The organism is Variovorax sp. P4_D9, from assembly GCF_056401695.1.
In genome coordinates, this window is sequence record NZ_JBFUIU010000122.1 from 1 (window position 1) to 15,983 (window position 15,983).

Below are 15,983 nucleotides of genomic sequence, written 5' to 3' on the forward strand. Positions count from 1 at the left end.
GGGCTTGGCCGTCTGCTGCGCCACCGCCCTCGCCCAGACCCCGAAGCTGCCCTTGAAGCGCGACGACACCGGGACCGTCTTCGTCAATCCGAACCTGTCCCCGACTGAGAAGTCGATCGACGCCAACGGCGCCACGGTGGGTGTGGAGCGTGCCGATGGCAGCAGCAAGTACCTGGGGGTCGAGACCACCGGGCCCCGCCCGACCTATTCGCTGGGCGGCAGCACCGCCGGCGACCTCTCCTACTCGACCAGCGTCTTCTCGGACGGCAAGGAAAAGAAGGGCGTGAAGGCAGGCGTGACGATCAAGTACTGATTGCGCCGGCGGTTGGAACGGTTCGACCGTCGGCCACCTGCTTCAGCGCGGTGTCGACCCGCTCGACCTCATGCGCCAGCAGCCCGGAGGCGACCCGCACGGCCACCCGGTCGCCCTGCCTCCACGCGCATTCGACCTTCTTCGCCAGCCGGGCCGCCTGGTGCGCGCCGATGCTGGCGAGTGCGCCCTTCAGCGCATGGACCTGCTCCAGCCCGGCCCTCGCATCGCTGTCGCCGAGCGCCTTCGCCATCGCCGCGCGGCGCACCGCCAGGTCGCTGCGCATGGCGATCGCAATCTCGCGCACCACCGTCAGGTCGCCCCCGAGGGTGCGCACCAGTTGGCGCATGTCGACCGCCGGAGCCGATTCAGCGTCGAACTTGAAGAGGTCATCCAGTTCGCCCGGCTCGCCGGCTTCCCAGCCGCTGTCCGGTGCGAGATGTGCAGCCCGCGCCTCCTGGATCGCCTGCGCCAGCAACGCCGGCGACACCGGCTTGGACACATAGGAATCCACGCCGGCCGCCAGGCATCGCTCGCGGTCGCCGGCCATCGCATGCGCAGTCAGCGCCACCACCGACGTATGTCCGCGGCGCGGCTCGGCCGCCTCGAGCGCCCGGATCCGGGCCACCGCATCGAGACCGCTCAACACCGGCATCTGGACATCCATCAGCACCAGATCGAAGGGCTCGCGGGTCCAGCAGCGCAGCGCCTCCTCGCCATTGCGCGCCACATGGAAGGTGCAGCCCATCTGCGTCAGCAGCTTGCGCATCAGCAACTCGTTGACCGCATGGTCTTCGGCCACGAGCACGTGCAGCCCCTGCAAGGTCAGGGCCTCGAGCGGCGCCGGTTCGGTCAGCACGCTCATCTCGTCGACCGCCTGTTCGAACACCGCGGTGAAGCGGAAGGTGCTGCCCTCGCCCGGCCGGCTCAGCAGGTGCAGCGCACCGCCCATCATCGACACCAGCCGCGAACAGATGGCTAGGCCGAGGCCGGTGCCGCCATAGCGCCGCGTGATCGACGCATCGGCCTGCGTGAAGGCCTCGAAGATGTGCGCCTGCGTGTCCTCGGGAATGCCGATGCCGGTGTCGCGCACCGTGAACAGCAGGCGCAGCTGGTCGCGCCGCAGATCGCTCTGGTTCGGGGCCAGGCGCGCGGTCACCGAAATGCGGCCGGTGCCTGTGAGGTTGGAGATGACCTGGCGCAGTCGCCCCGGGTCGCCGGCCACCTTCCAGGGCACGTCATCGGCGATCTCGACCTCGACCTTGAGTCCCTTCTTCGCGGCCGCCGGCCGATGCAGCGCCACGGCTTCGCGGACCCAGCGCCCGACATCGAGGCGGACTTGCTCGAACACCAGCTTGCCGGCTTCGATCTTCGACACGTCGAGCACGTCGTTGAGCAAGGCCAGCAGAGAGGTCGCGGAGCTGTCGATCAGCTCCAGGTGCTGCCGCTGCTCCTCGTTGAGCTGCGACTGGTGCAACAGCCGGGTCAGCCCGATCACGGCATTGAGAGGGGTGCGGACCTCGTGGCTCATGTTGGCGAGGAATTCGCTCTTGGCGCCAACGACTACCTGGTCAAACGGCGCCGATCGAACTGGTGGCACGGATCCGCTACCACTTGCGCGCCTACATGGCACGGGTCGAACGTGACAACGCCTACCGCCTGAGCCAGCAGAAGCTGCTGCGCAGCAATCTCGAACTGCAGCGGCTGACGCACTCCGACGGTCTCACCGGACTGCCCAACCGGCGCTCGTTCAACGACTACCTGGCACGCGCGTGGGGCAGAGCCAGCAATCGCCGTTTTCGCTGTTAATGATCAACGTCGATCACTTCAAGAACTACAACGACCGGTTCGGCCACCTGGCCGGCGACGACGCGCTGAAATGCGTGGCCGAGGCAATCCGCGAGCCCCATCCCGACCCTGCCTGCCTGCCTGCCCGCCCGATTCGGCGGCGAGGAATTCGACCTGGTGCTGCCCGGCGCGACCCCCGAGCAGGCGGCCGGCATCGCCGAGGCGCTTCGACGGCAGGTCGAGAACACCGTGCTGCCTCACCACACGCCGGAAGCGGCCCGGGTGACGGCCAGCATCGGCGCGGCCACGATGGTCGCAGCGCCCGGTGCTTCGCCCGACCACCTGATCGGCGCCGCCGATGTCCGGCTGTACCAGGCCAAATGCCAGGGCCGGAACTGCATCGTCGGCGGCTGAGCGCGCAATTGCATCCGCACGACAACCAGGCGCTGGTCTCCAATGCCGTGAAGTCGGCTTTGTTGTCAATCCGCGAAAGCGCCGTGACAATTCAAGGCGTGCTGCCCATGAAAGACAAAGACATCCTCAGTTGCTACAAGCGCAGTACATGCTTGGTCCCGTGGATGGCCTGCGACCAGTTCCCGTCATGAGCCGCGACGATCCCGAAGCCGCCGACGTGGCGCACCTGTTTCGCCTGTTCGGCGGCGACGCCAGCACCTACAAGGAGTTCGAGCCCGCGCGGGCGTCGGAATCGGGTGCAAGCGTGCCGGCGCCGGTACCGCCCCCCGAAACCACTTCTGCGCCATCCACTGCGCCACCTGCGCGCGAAGGCAGCCAGTGCCTCCTGCGCCGGTGGCGCAAGCCGTCCTGACGATGGGTGTGATCGCGGCCATCGGCGCCATGGGCGGAGGCCGGCAAGACGACTTCCGCCCGCTGCGCGCAGCGGATCCTCAGACGCCTCGCGCCATCGGCGCCCTTCGCGCAAAGCCGCCGACCATGACCACTTCCATCACCCCTCGCCGCGAGGCCCCGCCACCGACCCGCCACCGGCTGCCCCGCTTCGTCGGCTGGGCGATCACGCTGGTCGTGCTCCCGATCCTGGTCATCACGCCGCTGGCGCTGCACCAGCAACTGACGCTGTCGATCGCGATCTTCATCGCCGCGCTGGTGCTCGACCGCTTTCCAGGCCGCTTTCCGACACTGGCGATGATCTTCCTGTCGGTGATCGTCTCGTCGCGCTACATGTACTGGCGCCTCACCGAGACCTTGTACATGGACAACCTGCTCGACCTGGTGCTCGGCACCGGCCTGATCGGTGCCGCGATCTACGCCTTCGTGGTGCTGCTGCTCGGCTATATCCAGACCGCCTGGCCGCTCGAGCGCAAGCCGCATCCGCTGCCCGAGGACACCCGCCAGTGGCCGCCAGTCGACGTCTTCATCCCGACCTACAACGAGCCGCTGTCGGTGGTGCGGCCGACCGTGCCGGCGGCCCAGTCGATCGACTGGCAGAATCAGCCCCTGTTCACGCAGTGGGCCGCGCGGATGCCGCTCAGGCGCGCCGCCGATGCCAAGGAGTTCCACCTGGGCATCGACGACTCGCTGAACCTCATCACCGGCACCGGCCAGCGCGAGGATCTCCCCGCCACGACCCAGATGACGGTGGCCGAAGAGAGCACCGCCGCCGTGCTGGCCGGCTTCGAGTCGCCACTGCAGARACAGCGCAGCGTGGTGGCGGTGCTGGCCGGCGCGACCTCGCAACCGGCGTTGCTCGATRCACTGATGAGCCCAAGCCTGGTCCGCAACATCCAGGGCAGCTCCGCCTTCGTGAATGGCGATCGCGTGAGCAGCCTGTTGACCGGCGACACCTACCATGTCGGCCGGCTGCCGCCGGTGACCTGGCTGCAGTGGAAGCTGTCGCGCCATCCGCTGCTGCTCGCCGCGGGGGTCGTCGCTTTGGCCTTCATCGGCGCCGCCGCCGCCTGCCTCAGCCTTCAGTTGCGCGCGCGTCGCCGGCTGCGCTGACACGGCCTCGAAAGTGGCCCGGCCATGACACGACATCCCTCGCCCGCCCCGCGCGGCACCACCGCCACCGCCACGGCCATCGACCGTCGCCGCTGCCTCGCCGGCCTGGCCCTGCTGCCACTGGCATTGCACCTGGCTGCCGCTGCGCAACAGAACAGCGGGGCCTGCCTGCCGGCGAACGACTGGAGCTCTTTCGCGGCGCGCCATGTCCAGGCCGACGGTCGCATCATCGACTTCGACGCGCCCAAGCAGCATTCGACCTCCGAAGGCCAGTCCTATGGCCTGTTCTTCGCACTGGTCCACAACGACCGCGCCACCTTCGCCCGCATCCTCGAATGGACCGAGACGAACCTGGCCGGGGGCAGCCTGGCCAAGCGCCTGCCCGCGTGGCAGTGGGGCCGCCGGCCCGATGACAGCTGGGGCGTGCTCGACGACAACCCGGCCTCGGACTCGGACCTCTGGATCGCCTATGCGCTGCTGGAAGCGGGCCGGCTCTGGAACGAGCCGCGCTACCAGAGCCTGGGCCGCGCCGTCCTGTCACTGGCCGCGAGCGAAGAAGTCGTGACACTGCCGGGGCTGGGCCGCATGCTGCTCCCCTGGCCCAGGGCGATCGCCACCGGACCGACCTGGCGCCTCAACCCGAGCTATCTCCCGCTGCCATTGCTGCGCCGCTTCCAGCAACAGGACGGCAAGGGTCCTTGGGGCGAGATCGCCGACAACACGGTGCGCATGCTCGCCGAAGTCGCGCCGCACGGCTTCGCGCCCGACTGGTGCGCCTGGTCGACCCGCGAGAAGTCCTTCGTCGCCGACCCCGAGAAAGGCCCGGTCGGCAGCTACGACGCGATCCGCGTCTACCTCTGGGCCGGCATGCTCAACGCCGCCGACCCGGCGCGCCAGCCCCTGCTCAATTCGCTCCACGGACCGCGTCGTCTGCTGGAAGAGCACAAGCCCATGGCGGAGTTCGTCGACACTGAAAGCGGCGCCATGCGCGGCACCGGTCCTGTCGGCTTTTCGGGCGCCCTGCTGCCCTACCTGAAGGCACAGGGCCTCAAGCCTCAACTCGAAGCCGAGCTGGCGCGGGTCCGCGCCCGCGTCGGCGGCCCGGCGCAGCCGGCGACCGCGCCCCTTCCCTACTACGAGCGCATGCTGATCCTGTTCGGACAAGCCTGGCTCGATGGCCGCTTCGCGTTCAGCCGCACCGGGCAGCTGCAAACCCATTGGAGACTGCTATGCCCCGCCACTCAACTCGCCTGAGGGTGGCCGCGGCCGCTGCCCGCCTGGCCAGCAACAAGCCCGACAACCTCGGCTACAAGCTGGCGCTGGCGCCATCCCGACGACCCGCGCCGGCGCGAAGGCATCCGCAGCCTGGCGGATCTGTCGCAGCAGCCCGGCGTCGGTATGGCCGCCGTGGCCAGATGGCGCCAGGGCTGGACGCCCGCGAGGCCGATGCGCTGCTCTACGCCGGCTTCCTCGCCACCCATCCCGACCCCGCGGTACAGGCCCGTCTCGACGGCCTGAGCACCTCGCGCACGGCCGCGATCCCGGCTTCGCCGGCGGCCAGACTGCAGGACGAGGGCTTCAAGGCACTCGATCGCGGCGATGCCGTGATCGCTACGACAACGGCGTCAGCGCAGGGGCACGCCGCGAATCGTGTCGGCCGACTTCTTGATCTGGTGGACCATCCGGCGCTGCAGCGGCGACGATTCCCGATGGCTGAGCACATCGATCAACCAGCCACCGGCCACCAGGATCGCCAATGCGCCAAGGGTCAAGATCTCTGAGTCCATGCTGTTCTCCCGGAAGCGTCGAAGCGCAACTTTGCGCTGCAAACCGGCGAACGTGAATCAGCCGAATGGCGTGTTTGCCTTGTGACTTAGTTCCCTTTTCCTGCGTCCGCCGCACCGCTCCGGTCAGGGTTTGATCCCGAGCCGTTGCAGGTCGATGTCTGTCAGCCGGCCCGGCACGGTGACCAGCCRCAGCGCCTCGGCCGGAGCGATCGGCCCCCCTTGCGCAAGGAAGCGCATCTGGTAGCCGCCGATCTTGATTTCATCGCCGTTGCGCAGGGCGGCAATCTCGACCCGCTGGCCGTTGACGTAGGTTCCGTTGTGGCTTTGAAGGTCGCGGATGTTCACCGCGTCGCCCACCGCCTCGAACACGGCGTGGGAGCGGCTCACGAGCGGGTTGTCCAGCACCATGTCGCAGCTGTCGGCCCGGCCGACCACGAACGGCATGCGGGTCATGTTGACCTGTTTCGCCGAGCCATTCTTCTGCAGCACGATCAGTCTCGTCATTTTTCATTCCTCTCCTTTGTTGACGCTGATAGCGGCGGCCGCCCTTCCGGTCTATGCCACTTCGGGGGTGCCAAGCCTCCTTTGGAGAGATGGGCGAAWGCGCGGCGGCCGCGTACCTTCGGGATGATGCAACATCCCACGACGCTCGCTGCCAGATTTCTGCTGCCGTTCGCGGCGGTCGGATTGCATCGCAGATCCCCGGCCACCTGCCGCGTAGCGGCCCCCCCGCTGCTGGTACTGCGCGGCGTGTCGCAGCAAGGCACCATCCGCTCGCAGGCGGCCCGGGTCATCGCCGTCACGGCGATGTACTTCGACACCCAGGGACGCTAGGCACCCGTGGGACAGATCACAGAATCGAGTGATCGGTCGTGAAGAGACAGGAGTCCGGGTCGCCGGATGAACCCGAGGTCGTGGTCCCCGCTTCGGGCAACTCGTCCGAGACGCTTTCGCCGATGCCGAGCGGCGTCTTCGGCTTGCCGAATGGCGCCAGGCCCTGCACCACGCGCAGTGCCGAAGCGCCCTGGATAAGGGCTTCCGAGTAGTCCGGAACCCCCTGGGTCGAGCAGTCGATCGGTCGAAATCCCAGGCACTCCTCGGATTCCGCCTGGACTGCCTCCATCAGGACCCAATGGAATTCATTGGGCTCCAGCTCAAGAACAGTCAGCGCTATATCGCGAAGTGCCACCGGGAAACCTTTCGATCAGTGAGGCCTTGATTGTTACTGGGAGGTTATTTCATCGCCAAGGCACTTTTGCACGCTGCCTCGACGATGAACCCACGAGACCGGCACTATTTCGCAATCGGCCGGTCTCGCAGGCATCGCGGTTCAGCCCAGGCGCACCGGCACGAAGATCTTGTTGCCGTCGCGCTGGATCAGCAGGGCCACCGACTTGTCGGCCTTGGCCACCACCTCGCGCACCTGCTCGATGCTCTTCGCCGGCGTGCCGTTGATGGCCAGCAGCACGTCGCCGGTCTGCACGCCGGCCATTGCCGCCGGGCCACCGACGTCCGCGATCAGCAGGCCGCCGTCGACCTGTGCTTCACGCTGCTCTTGCGGCTGCAGGGGACGCAGCGCGAGGCCGAGCTTGCCCTGGTTGGCGCCGCCCTGCTCGTTCTTGGCCACGGTGCTGAGCTTCTCGGCTGCATCGCCCAGCTTGGCGGAGATCTCCTCGCGGGCGCCCTGGCGCCAGATCTCGAGCGTGATCTTGCTGCCGGGCTTCTTCTGGCCGATCAGCGCCGGCAGATCGCCCGAGGCGACGATTGGTTCGCCATCGACCTTGCGGATCACGTCGCCGGAACGCAGGCCGGCCTGGTCGGCCGGTCCGCCCTTGTCGACGTTCGACACCAGCGCACCCTCGGGCTTGTCGAGCTTGAACGAATCGGCGAAGGCCTGGTTCACTTCCTGCACGGCGACACCGAGACGGGCATGCGAGGCCTTGCCGGTGGCGACGATCTGGTCCTTTACCTGCATCGCGACCTCGATCGGGATCGCGAAGGACACGCCCTGGTAGCCGCCGCTGCGGCTGTAGATCTGCGAGTTGATGCCGACCACTTCCCCCCGCGTGTTGAGYAGCGGCCCGCCCGAGTTGCCCGGGTTGATGGCGACGTCGGTCTGGATGAAGGGCACGTAGCCGTCGTCAGGCAGCGAGCGGCCCTTGGCACTGACGACGCCGGCGGTCACTGTGTTCTCGAAGCCGAAGGGCGATCCGATCGCCAGCACCCATTCGCCGGCCTTCAGTTCCTTGGTGCTGCCCACCGACAGCACCGGCAGGTTCTTGGCCTCGATCTTGATCACGGCGACGTCGGTCTTCGGATCGGCGCCCAGCACCTTTGCGCTGAATTCGCGGCGGTCGGTCAGCTTGACCGTGACTTCCTTGGCGTCCTTCACGACGTGCGCGTTGGTCAGGATGATGCCGTCGGCGCTCAGGATGAAGCCGGAGCCCTGGCCGCGCACCGGGGTCTCGCGCTGCGGCTGCATGCCGCGCGGACCCTGGCCACCGCCGAAGCGTCGGAAGAATTCATTCATCGGATCGTCCGGATCCATCTGCGGACCGCCCTGCGTGTCCGCGGTCTTGGTGGTACCGGTGACGCTGATGTTGACCACCGCCTGGCCGTCGCGGGCCGTGATGGTCGAGAAATCGGGAATGGACACCGCGGGAGCGGTGGTGCCGGCCACGGCAACGGCCTGCGCCGGCGGCGCGGCCACGGCACGGGCGCTGGTGTAGGCGCCGGTGCCGACGGCACCGATCACGCCGGCGGCTGCCAGCGAAAGCACGAGCGCGCGGGGCGAGGTCAAACCGGTTTTCATCAGGAATCCTTTCGAGTGTTGGAAGAGAGCACGAAAGGAATGTCGGGCCGCTGGCTTAAGCCCGGCTTAAACCTCGAACAGGTTCAGGCGGAAAGCGCACCCGCACACGCAGGCCGCCGAGGGGGGAGCCATCGAGCGACACGGTGGCGCCGTGCAGCTCGGCGATCGACTTGACGATCGACAGGCCCAGGCCGCTGCCGGGGGCCTGGGCTTCGCCGGCGCGGTAGAAGCGATCGAGGACGCGCTCGCGCTCGCTCTCGGGCAGCCCGGGGCCGCTGTCGTCGACGCTCAGTTCGACCCCGGGCTCCCCGGCCGCGATCGCGATGTCGACGCGGCCGCCGGGAGGCGTGTACTTGACCGCGTTGTCGAGCAGATTGCGCAACAGCATGCGCAGGGCCTCGGACTGGCCCTGCACCATGACCGGGTCGGCCCGGACGATCCCGATGTCGATGTCGCGCGACTGGGCCGCTGCCACCGTGTCGGAAATGGCCAGGCGGGCCACCTCAGGGAGGTCGACGGACTCCGGCTGCGTTCCGGCGGCCGCGCTGGCCTCATGGCGCGCCAGGGCCAGCATCTGCTCGACCAGCCGGGTCGCCCGGTCGATGCCGGCCGCCAGCCGGGCCACCGCGAGTTCGCGCGTCGCGTCGTCGGAAGCCCGCTGCAGGCCCTGCACCTGCAGCTTGAGCGCCGCCAGCGGCGAACGCAGTTCGTGCGCCGCATCGGCGACGAAGTGCTTCTGGGCTTCGAAGGCCCCCCGCAGTCGCCCGAACAGCAGGTTCAGCTCATGCACCAGCGGGCGCACCTCCTCCGGCAGGTCCGACTCGTTGAGCGGAGACAGGTCGTCGGCCTGGCGGATCGCCACCTGCCGGCGCACCCGCGACACTGGCGCCAGCGAGCGGCTCACCACCCACCAGACCACCAGCATCAGGAGCGGCGCCGCCAGCACGATCGGCCCGACGGTGCGCAGGGCCAGGGTGCCGGCCATGCGGCGCCGCGCCGCCATGTCCTGCGCCACTTGGATCACCAGCGCCCCGGTCGCCAGCGAGAACACGCGGTAGGTGGTGCCGCGCGCCTGCACGTTCGAGAAACCCAGCACCGCGCGTTGCGGCAAGGCCGACTGGGCCGCAGATTCGAAGATCCGGATGCCGTCGAGGGTCCAGACCTGGACGATGAATTCGAAGTTCTCCTCGCCGCTGCCGAGGCCGCCGACCGTGGAACTGGGCGGCAGGCCGCCACGCAGCGACAGCGCCATCTGCTGCATGTGGTGGTCGAAGATGTCGTCGGCCTCCTGCAGCACCGCACGGTAGGCGACGAAGGCCTGGGTGCCGGCCGCCAGCACGATGGCCGCCAGCAGGAACCACAGCAGCCGGGCCCTGAGCGACTTCATGGGTGCCCCCACGCTCGGCACTTCGTGTCCTCGCTGCCCCCCGAGGGGGCGCGAGCTTGCTTGGGGCGGCCCGGCGCTGCGCTCTTCATTCCTTCGGCACCATGTAGCCCACCCCCCGCACGTTGCGGATTAGGTCGGCGCCGAGCTTCTTGCGCAGCCCGTGCACGTAGACCTCGACCGCATTGCTGCTGATCTCGTCCTTCCAGCTGTAGAGCTTTTCCTCGAGCCGGGCCCGCGACAGCACCATGCCGGGCCGGGCCAGCAGCGGCTCGAGCACCGCCCATTCGCGCGCCGAAAGGATCACCGGCTGGCCGGCCACGGTGACTTCGCGGGTGGCCGGATTGACGCTCACGCCCATGTGCTCGTAGACCGGCTCGGCCCGTCCCGCGGCCCGCCGCAGCAGCGCCCGGATGCGGGCCAGCAGCTCGTCGAGGTCGTAGGGCTTGAGCACGTAGTCGTCGGCGCCGGCGTCCAGCCCCTCGATGCGTTGCGCCACCGAGTCGCGCGCGGTGGCGATGAGCACCGGCATGCGCTGCTTGCGGGCCCGCAGCGCGCGCAGCACGTCGAGCCCGTCGCGACGCGGCACGCCGAGGTCGAGCAGCACCAGGTCGTACTGCTGCGTGCGCAAGGCCGAGTCGGCGGCGTCGCCGTCCTTGACCCAGTCGACCGCGTACTGCTCCGCGCGCAGCAGGTCGAGCACGGCTTCGCCGATCATCAGGTCGTCTTCGAGCAGCAGCAGTCGCATGGTTCAGTCATCCGCGGTGCGAATCAGATGGTAGCCACTCACAGCAGGGACCTGAGCTCTCTCGCGGCTTCGAACAGCAGCGGCAGCAGGTCGCGGCGCAGCGCCTCCTCCTGGTAGCGGCCGCCGGACAGCACCACGTTGAGCGCCGCCACGGTGCGGCCCTGCATGTCGCGCAGCGGCACCGCCAGCGCCTGCACGCCGAGTTCGTGCTCCTCGCTGGCGAAGCAGAAGTCGTCCTTGCGCGCCTGCGCGATGCGCTGGCGCAGCAGCCGCGGCTGGGTGATGGTGTGGGGCGTCAGCCGCTGCAGCCGGCGGGCCTTGAGCCATTCGGTGAGCTGGGCCGGGCTCAGCGCCGCCAGCAGCACCCGGCCGGTCGAGGTCGCGTGCGCCGGCAGCCGGGCCCCCAGATGCAGGCCGTAGGCCAGCACCCGCGTCGGCGCGCCGTAGCTGCCGCTGCGGGCGACGATGACCACTTCCTCGCCGTCGAGCACCACGGCGGAAAACGATTCCTGGGTCTGGGCCGCGAGCCGGTTCAGGGTCGGCTGCAGCGCCCGCGGCAGCCGCGACGAGGCCAGGTAGCTGCCCGAGAAGCGCAGCACCTTGGGCGACATCCAGAAGTAGCTGCCGTCGGTTTCCAGGTAGCCCAGGTGCGCCAGGGTCAGCAGGTGGCGCCGGGCGGCGGCACGCGTCAGGCCGGCGCGCTCGGCGGCCAGCGTGGCATTGAGCCGCTGGCGCTCGGTGTCGAAGCTCTCGAGCACGGCCATGCCCTTGGCGATGCCCTCGATGAAATCTGGTTTGGCGATGGTCATGATCGAACTGTTTGCGCGATCATCGCGCACCTGCTTTCATGATCGCACAGAGCCTGCCATTCGGCTCACCCGAAACGGCGCAGGCGCCCTACGCTTGCGCAAACTCCAGGAGACTCGCATGCGAAAACAGGTCGCCATCATCGGCGCAGGCCCCGCCGGCCTCTTGCTTGGCCAATTGCTGTACAAGGCCGGCATCGACAACGTCATCGTCGAACGCCAGACCGGCGACTACGTGCTGGGGCGCATCCGCGCCGGCGTGCTCGAACAGATCACCATGGACCTGCTGGCCCGGGCCGGCGTCGACGCCCGCGCCAAGGCCGAGGGCCTGCCGCACGGTGGCATCGAGCTGCTGTTCAAGGGCGCCCGCCATCGCATCGACATGCACGGCCTGACCGACGGCAAGCATGTCACGGTGTACGGCCAGACCGAGGTCACGCGCGACCTGATGGAAGCGCGCGAAGCCGAAGGCCTGCCGACGATCTACAGCGCCGCGTCGGTCAGCCTGCACGACTTCGACGGCGCGCGCCCGCGCGTGCGCTACCAGAAGGACGGCGCCACCCACGAGATCGAATGCGACTTCATCGCCGGCTGCGACGGCTACCACGGCGTCAGCCGTGCCAGCGTGCCGGCCGACGCGCTGCACACCTACGAGAAGATCTATCCTTTCGGCTGGCTCGGCGTGCTGGCCGACGTGCCGCCGGTGTCGCACGAACTGATCTACGCCAACACCTCGCGCGGCTTTGCGCTGTGCAGCATGCGCAGCGCCAAACGCAGCCGCTACTACGTGCAGGTGCCGACCGACGAAAAGGTCGAGAACTGGAGCGACGAGGCGTTCTGGAACGAGTTGCGCCTGCGCCTCGACCCCGAGGCGCGCGAACACCTCGTGACCGGACCTTCGCTCGAGAAGAGCATCGCGCCGCTGCGCAGCTTCGTGGCCGAGCCGATGCGCTTCGGCAGCCTGTTCCTGGCCGGCGACGCGGCCCACATCGTGCCGCCGACCGGTGCCAAGGGCCTGAACCTGGCGACCGCCGACGTCGGCTACCTGTCGCGCGCGCTCGAGATCTTCTACGCCGAGAAGTCGGCCTCGGCGCTCGACCGCTACTCCGACCTCTGCCTGCGCCGGGTCTGGAAGGCCGAGCGCTTCTCGTGGTGGTTCACCTCGCTGATGCACCGTTTCCCGGACAGCGGCGAGTTCGGCCAGAAGATCCAGGAAGCCGAACTCGACTACCTGGTGCACTCGCGCGCCGCGTCGACCTCGCTGGCCGAGAACTACGTCGGCCTGCCGATGGAAGACTATTAKGACGCCTGCATCAGCTGCCAGACGCGGTCGGGCGTCAGCGGCATGTCCAGGTGCGGCGTGCGGTCCGCCAGGCCATTGCGCGCCAGGGCATCCGCTACCGCATTCACGACCGCCGGCGTGGCGCCGATGGTGCCGAGTTCGCCCACGCCCTTGACGCCCAGCGGGTTGTTCTTGCATGGCGTCGACTCGTCCATCTCCATGTGGAACAGGGTGGCAATGATGTCGGCGCGCGGCGCCGCGTAGTCCATCAGGCTGCCGGTCAGCGGCTGGCCGGTCTCGCGATCGTAAACCACCCGCTCGCACAGCGCCTGGCCGATGCCCTGCACCGCCCCGCCCTCGAGCTGGYCGCGCACGATCAGCGGGTTGACCACCCGGCCGACGTCGTTGACCGAGGCATAGGTCAGCACGCTGACCTCGCCGGTCGGCGGATCGATCTCGACCTCGGTGATGTGGCAGCCGTTCGGCCATGTGGGTCCCGACACTGTGCTGGTCGAGTCGACGAAAATCTGCTGCTCGGCCTGCTTGCCGGCCAGCGTGAAGAGGTCGAGCTTCAGGTCGGTGCCCGCCACCTTGAAGATGCCGGCGTCGTACTCGATGTCGGCAGTCGCCACTTCGAGCTCCTGTGCCGCGAGTTCGCGCGCTTTCTCGATCGTGCGCTCGGCGCCGACCCGGACCGCCGAGCCGCCCGTGAACAGCGAGCGCGATCCGGCGCTGCCGAAGCCGTCGCCGCGGTCGGTGTCACCCATCACGATGTGCACCTGCTCGATCGGCACCCCGAAGGCGTCGACCACCAGCTGCGCCAGGGTGGTCGCGATGCCCTGCCCCATGGCGTTGACCGCCGAGAAGACCTCGATCACGCCGTCGGCGCGCACCGCCACCGTCACGCGCTCCTCGAACACGTTGCCGCCGGTCCATTCGAGGAAGGTGGCGATGCCGAGACCGCGCATCCGGCCCCGGCGCTTCGATTCGGCGGCGCGGGCATCGAAGCCCTGCCAGTCGGCCAGCCCCAGCGCCTGGTCCATCACCGACTCGAAGCTGCCGGTGTCATAGACCTGCTGCATCGGGTTCCTGTACGGCATCTGGGCCGGGCTGATGAAGTTGCGCCGGCGCAATTCGATGCGGTCGATGCCGGTCTGGCGTGCAGCCTCGTCCATCAGGCGTTCGATGGTGTAGATGGCCTCGGGCCGGCCGGCACCGCGGTAGGCGCCGGTCGGGGCGGTGTTCGTCAGCACCGCCTTGAAATGGAAATCGATGGTCTGGATGTCGTAGACGCTGGTCTGCACCCAGGGGCCGATCAGCAGCTGGATCGCGACCCCGGTGCCGGTCGCGTAGGCGCCGACATTGGCATGCGTCTTGATGCGCAGGCCGAGGATCCTGCCCTGGGCATCGAGTGCGAGTTCGGCCCTGGCCTCGATGTCGCGGCCGTGCGCGGTCGAAAGAAACTCTTCGCTGCGGTCGGCCACCCACTTGACCGGTCGCTTGAGGGCGCGGGCGGCGTAGGCGACCGCGATGTCCTCCGGATAGGCGCCGGTCTTCATACCGAAGCCGCCGCCGACGTCGCCCACCACCACGCGCACCTTTTCTTTCGCGAGGCCGATCGCGTCGCACACCGAATCGCGCACGCCCGAGGGCATCTGTGTGCTCATGCGGATCGTGATCCGGTCCGTGGCCGCGTCGAATTCGGCCAGCACGGTGCGGGGCTCGATCGTCAGCGCGACCACCCGCTGGTTGACCACGTCGAGGGCGACCACGTGGCTGGCCTTCGCGAAGGCGGCGGCGGTTGCCTCGGCGCTGCCGTGGCGCATCTCGGCCGCGATGTTGCCGGTGCCCTCGTCGCAGATCAGCGGTGCGCCCTGGGCGGTCGCGCTCGCGAGATCGACCACCATCGGCAGCTCTTCGTAGTCGACCATCACCGCCTCGGCGGCGTCGCGGGCCTGGGCCAGGGTCTCGGCAACCACGACGGCGACCGGCTCGCCGACGAAGCGGACGCGTTCGAGCGCCAGCACGCGGCGCGCGGGCGTCGCGCAATCGGCGCCGTCGGCGCGCTTGAAGGCCGCCGCGCCGGGCATCGGCTTGACACCGGCCCGATCGAGATCGGCCCCGGTGAAGATGCCGAGCACGCCGGGCATGCCCTTGGCCGCCGCCGTGTCGACCGACAGCAGCCGGGCATGCGGATAGGGGGAACGCACGAAGCAGAGCCAGCTCTGGCCCGGGGGTGCGACGTCATCGGTGTAGCGGCCGGTGCCGGCGAGCAATTTCTCGTCTTCCAGCCGCCTGACGGCCTGGCCGCTGCCGAAGCGCATGGGGTTCGTTTCTGTGGTCACCGTGGTCCTTTTGCTTTTGTCCTGGTCATTTTTCGCGGGCGCAGGAACGACTATAGGGTTTTAGAGATCATTCGGCTTGCGACAGAGATCCGTTCTGCCCGAAGCCGTGTATACCTCCGCCCATGCAACTGCCCTGGCTCGATCCTGGTGACCCTCTGCCCGATGCCGCGTCGGCCTGGGGCGAATCCGACCCCGTCCCGGGCCTGCTGGCGGCGGGCGGCGGGCTCGACGTCGCCAGCCTGCTGCAGGCTTACGGCAATGGCATCTTTCCGTGGTTCAGCGAGGGCCAGCCGATCCTCTGGTGGAGCCCCGATCCGCGCATGGTCTTGCGGACGGCCGATTTCAGGCTGCACCGATCGCTGCGCAAGACCCTGGCGGCCTTCCGCGCCTCGCCRGCCTGCGAGATCCGCATCGACCACGGCTTCGCGGCCGTGATCTCGGCCTGCTCGCAGGCGCCGCGGGTGGGCCAATCGGGCACCTGGATCCTGCCCGAGATGGTGGCCGCCTACCGGGCACTGCACCGCGCCGGCCATGCCCACAGCGTCGAGACCTGGATCGACGGCGAACTTGCCGGCGGCCTCTATTGCGTCGCCATCGGCCGCGCGGTGTTCGGCGAATCGATGTTCACGCGCCGTCCCGACGCCTCCAAGATCGCGCTGGCGGCACTGGTCGCATTCTGCCGCCACCATGGCATCGAGATGATCGACTGCCAGCAGAAGACCAGTCATCTGGCCAGCCTCGGCG

At 68.7% G+C, this 15,983-nt stretch carries 18 protein-coding genes and 1 pseudogene; 11 read left to right on the forward strand and 8 right to left on the reverse strand.

Annotation, left to right across the window (positions count from 1 at the left end; all coding sequences use genetic code 11):
* Positions 1-313 (forward strand): hypothetical protein (locus AC1DY5_RS15580; RefSeq protein ID WP_478112684.1); only part of this gene is annotated, 313 nt, incomplete at its 5' end.
* On the opposite strand, the gene AC1DY5_RS15585 is transcribed toward AC1DY5_RS15580, so the two are convergent.
* Positions 303-1,841, reverse strand: coding sequence for a response regulator (locus AC1DY5_RS15585; protein ID WP_478112686.1), 1,539 nt, complete (start codon positions 1,839-1,841; stop codon positions 303-305). The two genes, AC1DY5_RS15580 and AC1DY5_RS15585, sit on opposite strands and share 11 nt — an antisense overlap.
* Before the next feature lie 62 nt (positions 1,842-1,903).
* Between AC1DY5_RS15585 and AC1DY5_RS15590 the strand changes: the two genes are divergently transcribed.
* The 7 genes from AC1DY5_RS15590 to AC1DY5_RS15620 all read left to right on the forward strand — a co-directional run bounded on the left by AC1DY5_RS15590 (position 1,904) and on the right by AC1DY5_RS15620 (position 5,856).
* A complete protein-coding gene (locus tag AC1DY5_RS15590) occupies positions 1,904-2,119 on the forward strand; it encodes a diguanylate cyclase domain-containing protein (RefSeq protein ID WP_478112688.1) in 216 nt (71 codons plus the stop codon).
* Positions 2,120-2,275: 156 nt separating this feature from the next.
* Positions 2,276-2,512 (forward strand): diguanylate cyclase, encoded by a 237-nt coding sequence (locus AC1DY5_RS15595; protein ID WP_478112690.1) that lies wholly within the window; start codon positions 2,276-2,278, stop codon positions 2,510-2,512.
* 8 nt (positions 2,513-2,520) lie between these two features.
* Positions 2,521-2,703: a hypothetical protein gene (locus AC1DY5_RS15600; RefSeq protein WP_478112718.1), complete on the forward strand. Its 183-nt coding sequence runs from the start codon at positions 2,521-2,523 to the stop codon at positions 2,701-2,703.
* Positions 2,700-2,924 (forward strand): hypothetical protein, encoded by a 225-nt coding sequence (locus tag AC1DY5_RS15605; protein ID WP_478112692.1) that lies wholly within the window; start codon positions 2,700-2,702, stop codon positions 2,922-2,924. The genes AC1DY5_RS15600 and AC1DY5_RS15605 overlap by 4 nt, the downstream gene beginning before the upstream one ends.
* A gap of 125 nt (positions 2,925-3,049) precedes the next feature.
* Complete coding sequence (locus AC1DY5_RS15610) at positions 3,050-4,075, forward strand: cellulose biosynthesis cyclic di-GMP-binding regulatory protein BcsB (RefSeq protein ID WP_478112694.1); 1,026 nt, start codon at positions 3,050-3,052, stop codon at positions 4,073-4,075.
* A 24-nt stretch (positions 4,076-4,099) separates the two neighbouring features.
* A complete protein-coding gene (gene bcsZ / locus AC1DY5_RS15615) occupies positions 4,100-5,329 on the forward strand; it encodes a cellulose synthase complex periplasmic endoglucanase BcsZ (protein ID WP_478112696.1) in 1,230 nt (409 codons plus the stop codon).
* Positions 5,305-5,856, forward strand: coding sequence for a hypothetical protein (locus tag AC1DY5_RS15620; RefSeq protein ID WP_478112698.1), 552 nt, complete (start codon positions 5,305-5,307; stop codon positions 5,854-5,856). Before bcsZ ends, AC1DY5_RS15620 begins: the two co-directional genes overlap by 25 nt.
* 129 nt (positions 5,857-5,985) lie before the next feature.
* Here AC1DY5_RS15620 and AC1DY5_RS15625 read toward each other — a convergent pair whose 3' ends face one another.
* Positions 5,986-6,366: an FHA domain-containing protein gene (locus tag AC1DY5_RS15625; RefSeq protein ID WP_478112700.1), complete on the reverse strand. Its 381-nt coding sequence runs from the start codon at positions 6,364-6,366 to the stop codon at positions 5,986-5,988.
* A gap of 123 nt (positions 6,367-6,489) precedes the next feature.
* Between AC1DY5_RS15625 and AC1DY5_RS15630 the strand changes: the two genes are divergently transcribed.
* Positions 6,490-6,696 (forward strand): hypothetical protein, encoded by a 207-nt coding sequence (locus AC1DY5_RS15630; RefSeq protein ID WP_478112702.1) that lies wholly within the window; start codon positions 6,490-6,492, stop codon positions 6,694-6,696.
* Positions 6,697-6,712: 16 nt separating this feature from the next.
* Here AC1DY5_RS15630 and AC1DY5_RS15635 read toward each other — a convergent pair whose 3' ends face one another.
* The 5 genes from AC1DY5_RS15635 to AC1DY5_RS15655 form a co-directional block, all read right to left on the reverse strand.
* Complete coding sequence (locus tag AC1DY5_RS15635; RefSeq protein WP_478112704.1) at positions 6,713-7,051, reverse strand: hypothetical protein; 339 nt, start codon at positions 7,049-7,051, stop codon at positions 6,713-6,715.
* Positions 7,052-7,192: 141 nt separating this feature from the next.
* Positions 7,193-8,674 (reverse strand): DegQ family serine endoprotease, encoded by a 1,482-nt coding sequence (locus tag AC1DY5_RS15640; protein WP_478112706.1) that lies wholly within the window; start codon positions 8,672-8,674, stop codon positions 7,193-7,195.
* Between the two features lie 55 nt (positions 8,675-8,729).
* Positions 8,730-10,061 carry an ATP-binding protein gene (locus tag AC1DY5_RS15645; protein WP_478112708.1) on the reverse strand — a complete coding sequence of 444 codons (1,332 nt, stop codon included), beginning with the start codon at positions 10,059-10,061 and terminating at the stop codon, positions 8,730-8,732.
* Between the two features lie 85 nt (positions 10,062-10,146).
* Positions 10,147-10,806 (reverse strand): response regulator, encoded by a 660-nt coding sequence (locus AC1DY5_RS15650; RefSeq protein ID WP_478112710.1) that lies wholly within the window; start codon positions 10,804-10,806, stop codon positions 10,147-10,149.
* Between the two features lie 38 nt (positions 10,807-10,844).
* A complete protein-coding gene (locus AC1DY5_RS15655) occupies positions 10,845-11,615 on the reverse strand; it encodes an IclR family transcriptional regulator domain-containing protein (RefSeq protein WP_478112712.1) in 771 nt (256 codons plus the stop codon).
* A gap of 118 nt (positions 11,616-11,733) precedes the next feature.
* On the opposite strand from AC1DY5_RS15655, the pseudogene pobA reads away from it, so the two are divergent.
* Positions 11,734-12,903 (forward strand): annotated as a pseudogene (pobA, locus tag AC1DY5_RS15660) (4-hydroxybenzoate 3-monooxygenase); the annotation flags it as partial.
* Between the two features lie 8 nt (positions 12,904-12,911).
* Here pobA and AC1DY5_RS15665 read toward each other — a convergent pair.
* The gene (locus tag AC1DY5_RS15665; protein ID WP_478112714.1) at positions 12,912-15,239 is read right to left on the reverse strand and encodes a xanthine dehydrogenase family protein molybdopterin-binding subunit; all 2,328 of its coding nucleotides are present in this window, start codon (positions 15,237-15,239) and stop codon (positions 12,912-12,914) included.
* Between the two features lie 122 nt (positions 15,240-15,361).
* Here AC1DY5_RS15665 and aat point away from each other — a divergent pair.
* Positions 15,362-15,983 (forward strand): leucyl/phenylalanyl-tRNA--protein transferase (gene aat / locus AC1DY5_RS15670; protein ID WP_478112716.1); only part of this gene is annotated, 622 nt, incomplete at its 3' end.

What these genes read in the sequence shown, in the direction of transcription:
- AC1DY5_RS15585 (WP_478112686.1), bottom strand. Translation starts at nt 1,841, where the DNA reads ATGAGCCACGAGGTCCGCACCCCTCTCAATGCCGTGATCGGGCTGACC.
- AC1DY5_RS15605 (WP_478112692.1), top strand. Translation starts at nt 2,700, where the DNA reads ATGAGCCGCGACGATCCCGAAGCCGCCGACGTGGCGCACCTGTTTCGC.
- bcsZ (WP_478112696.1), top strand. Translation starts at nt 4,100, where the DNA reads ATGACACGACATCCCTCGCCCGCCCCGCGCGGCACCACCGCCACCGCC.
- AC1DY5_RS15620 (WP_478112698.1), top strand. Translation starts at nt 5,305, where the DNA reads ATGCCCCGCCACTCAACTCGCCTGAGGGTGGCCGCGGCCGCTGCCCGC.
- AC1DY5_RS15630 (WP_478112702.1), top strand. Translation starts at nt 6,490, where the DNA reads ATGATGCAACATCCCACGACGCTCGCTGCCAGATTTCTGCTGCCGTTC.
- AC1DY5_RS15645 (WP_478112708.1), bottom strand. Translation starts at nt 10,061, where the DNA reads ATGAAGTCGCTCAGGGCCCGGCTGCTGTGGTTCCTGCTGGCGGCCATC.
- AC1DY5_RS15650 (WP_478112710.1), bottom strand. Translation starts at nt 10,806, where the DNA reads ATGCGACTGCTGCTGCTCGAAGACGACCTGATGATCGGCGAAGCCGTG.
- AC1DY5_RS15655 (WP_478112712.1), bottom strand. Translation starts at nt 11,615, where the DNA reads ATGACCATCGCCAAACCAGATTTCATCGAGGGCATCGCCAAGGGCATG.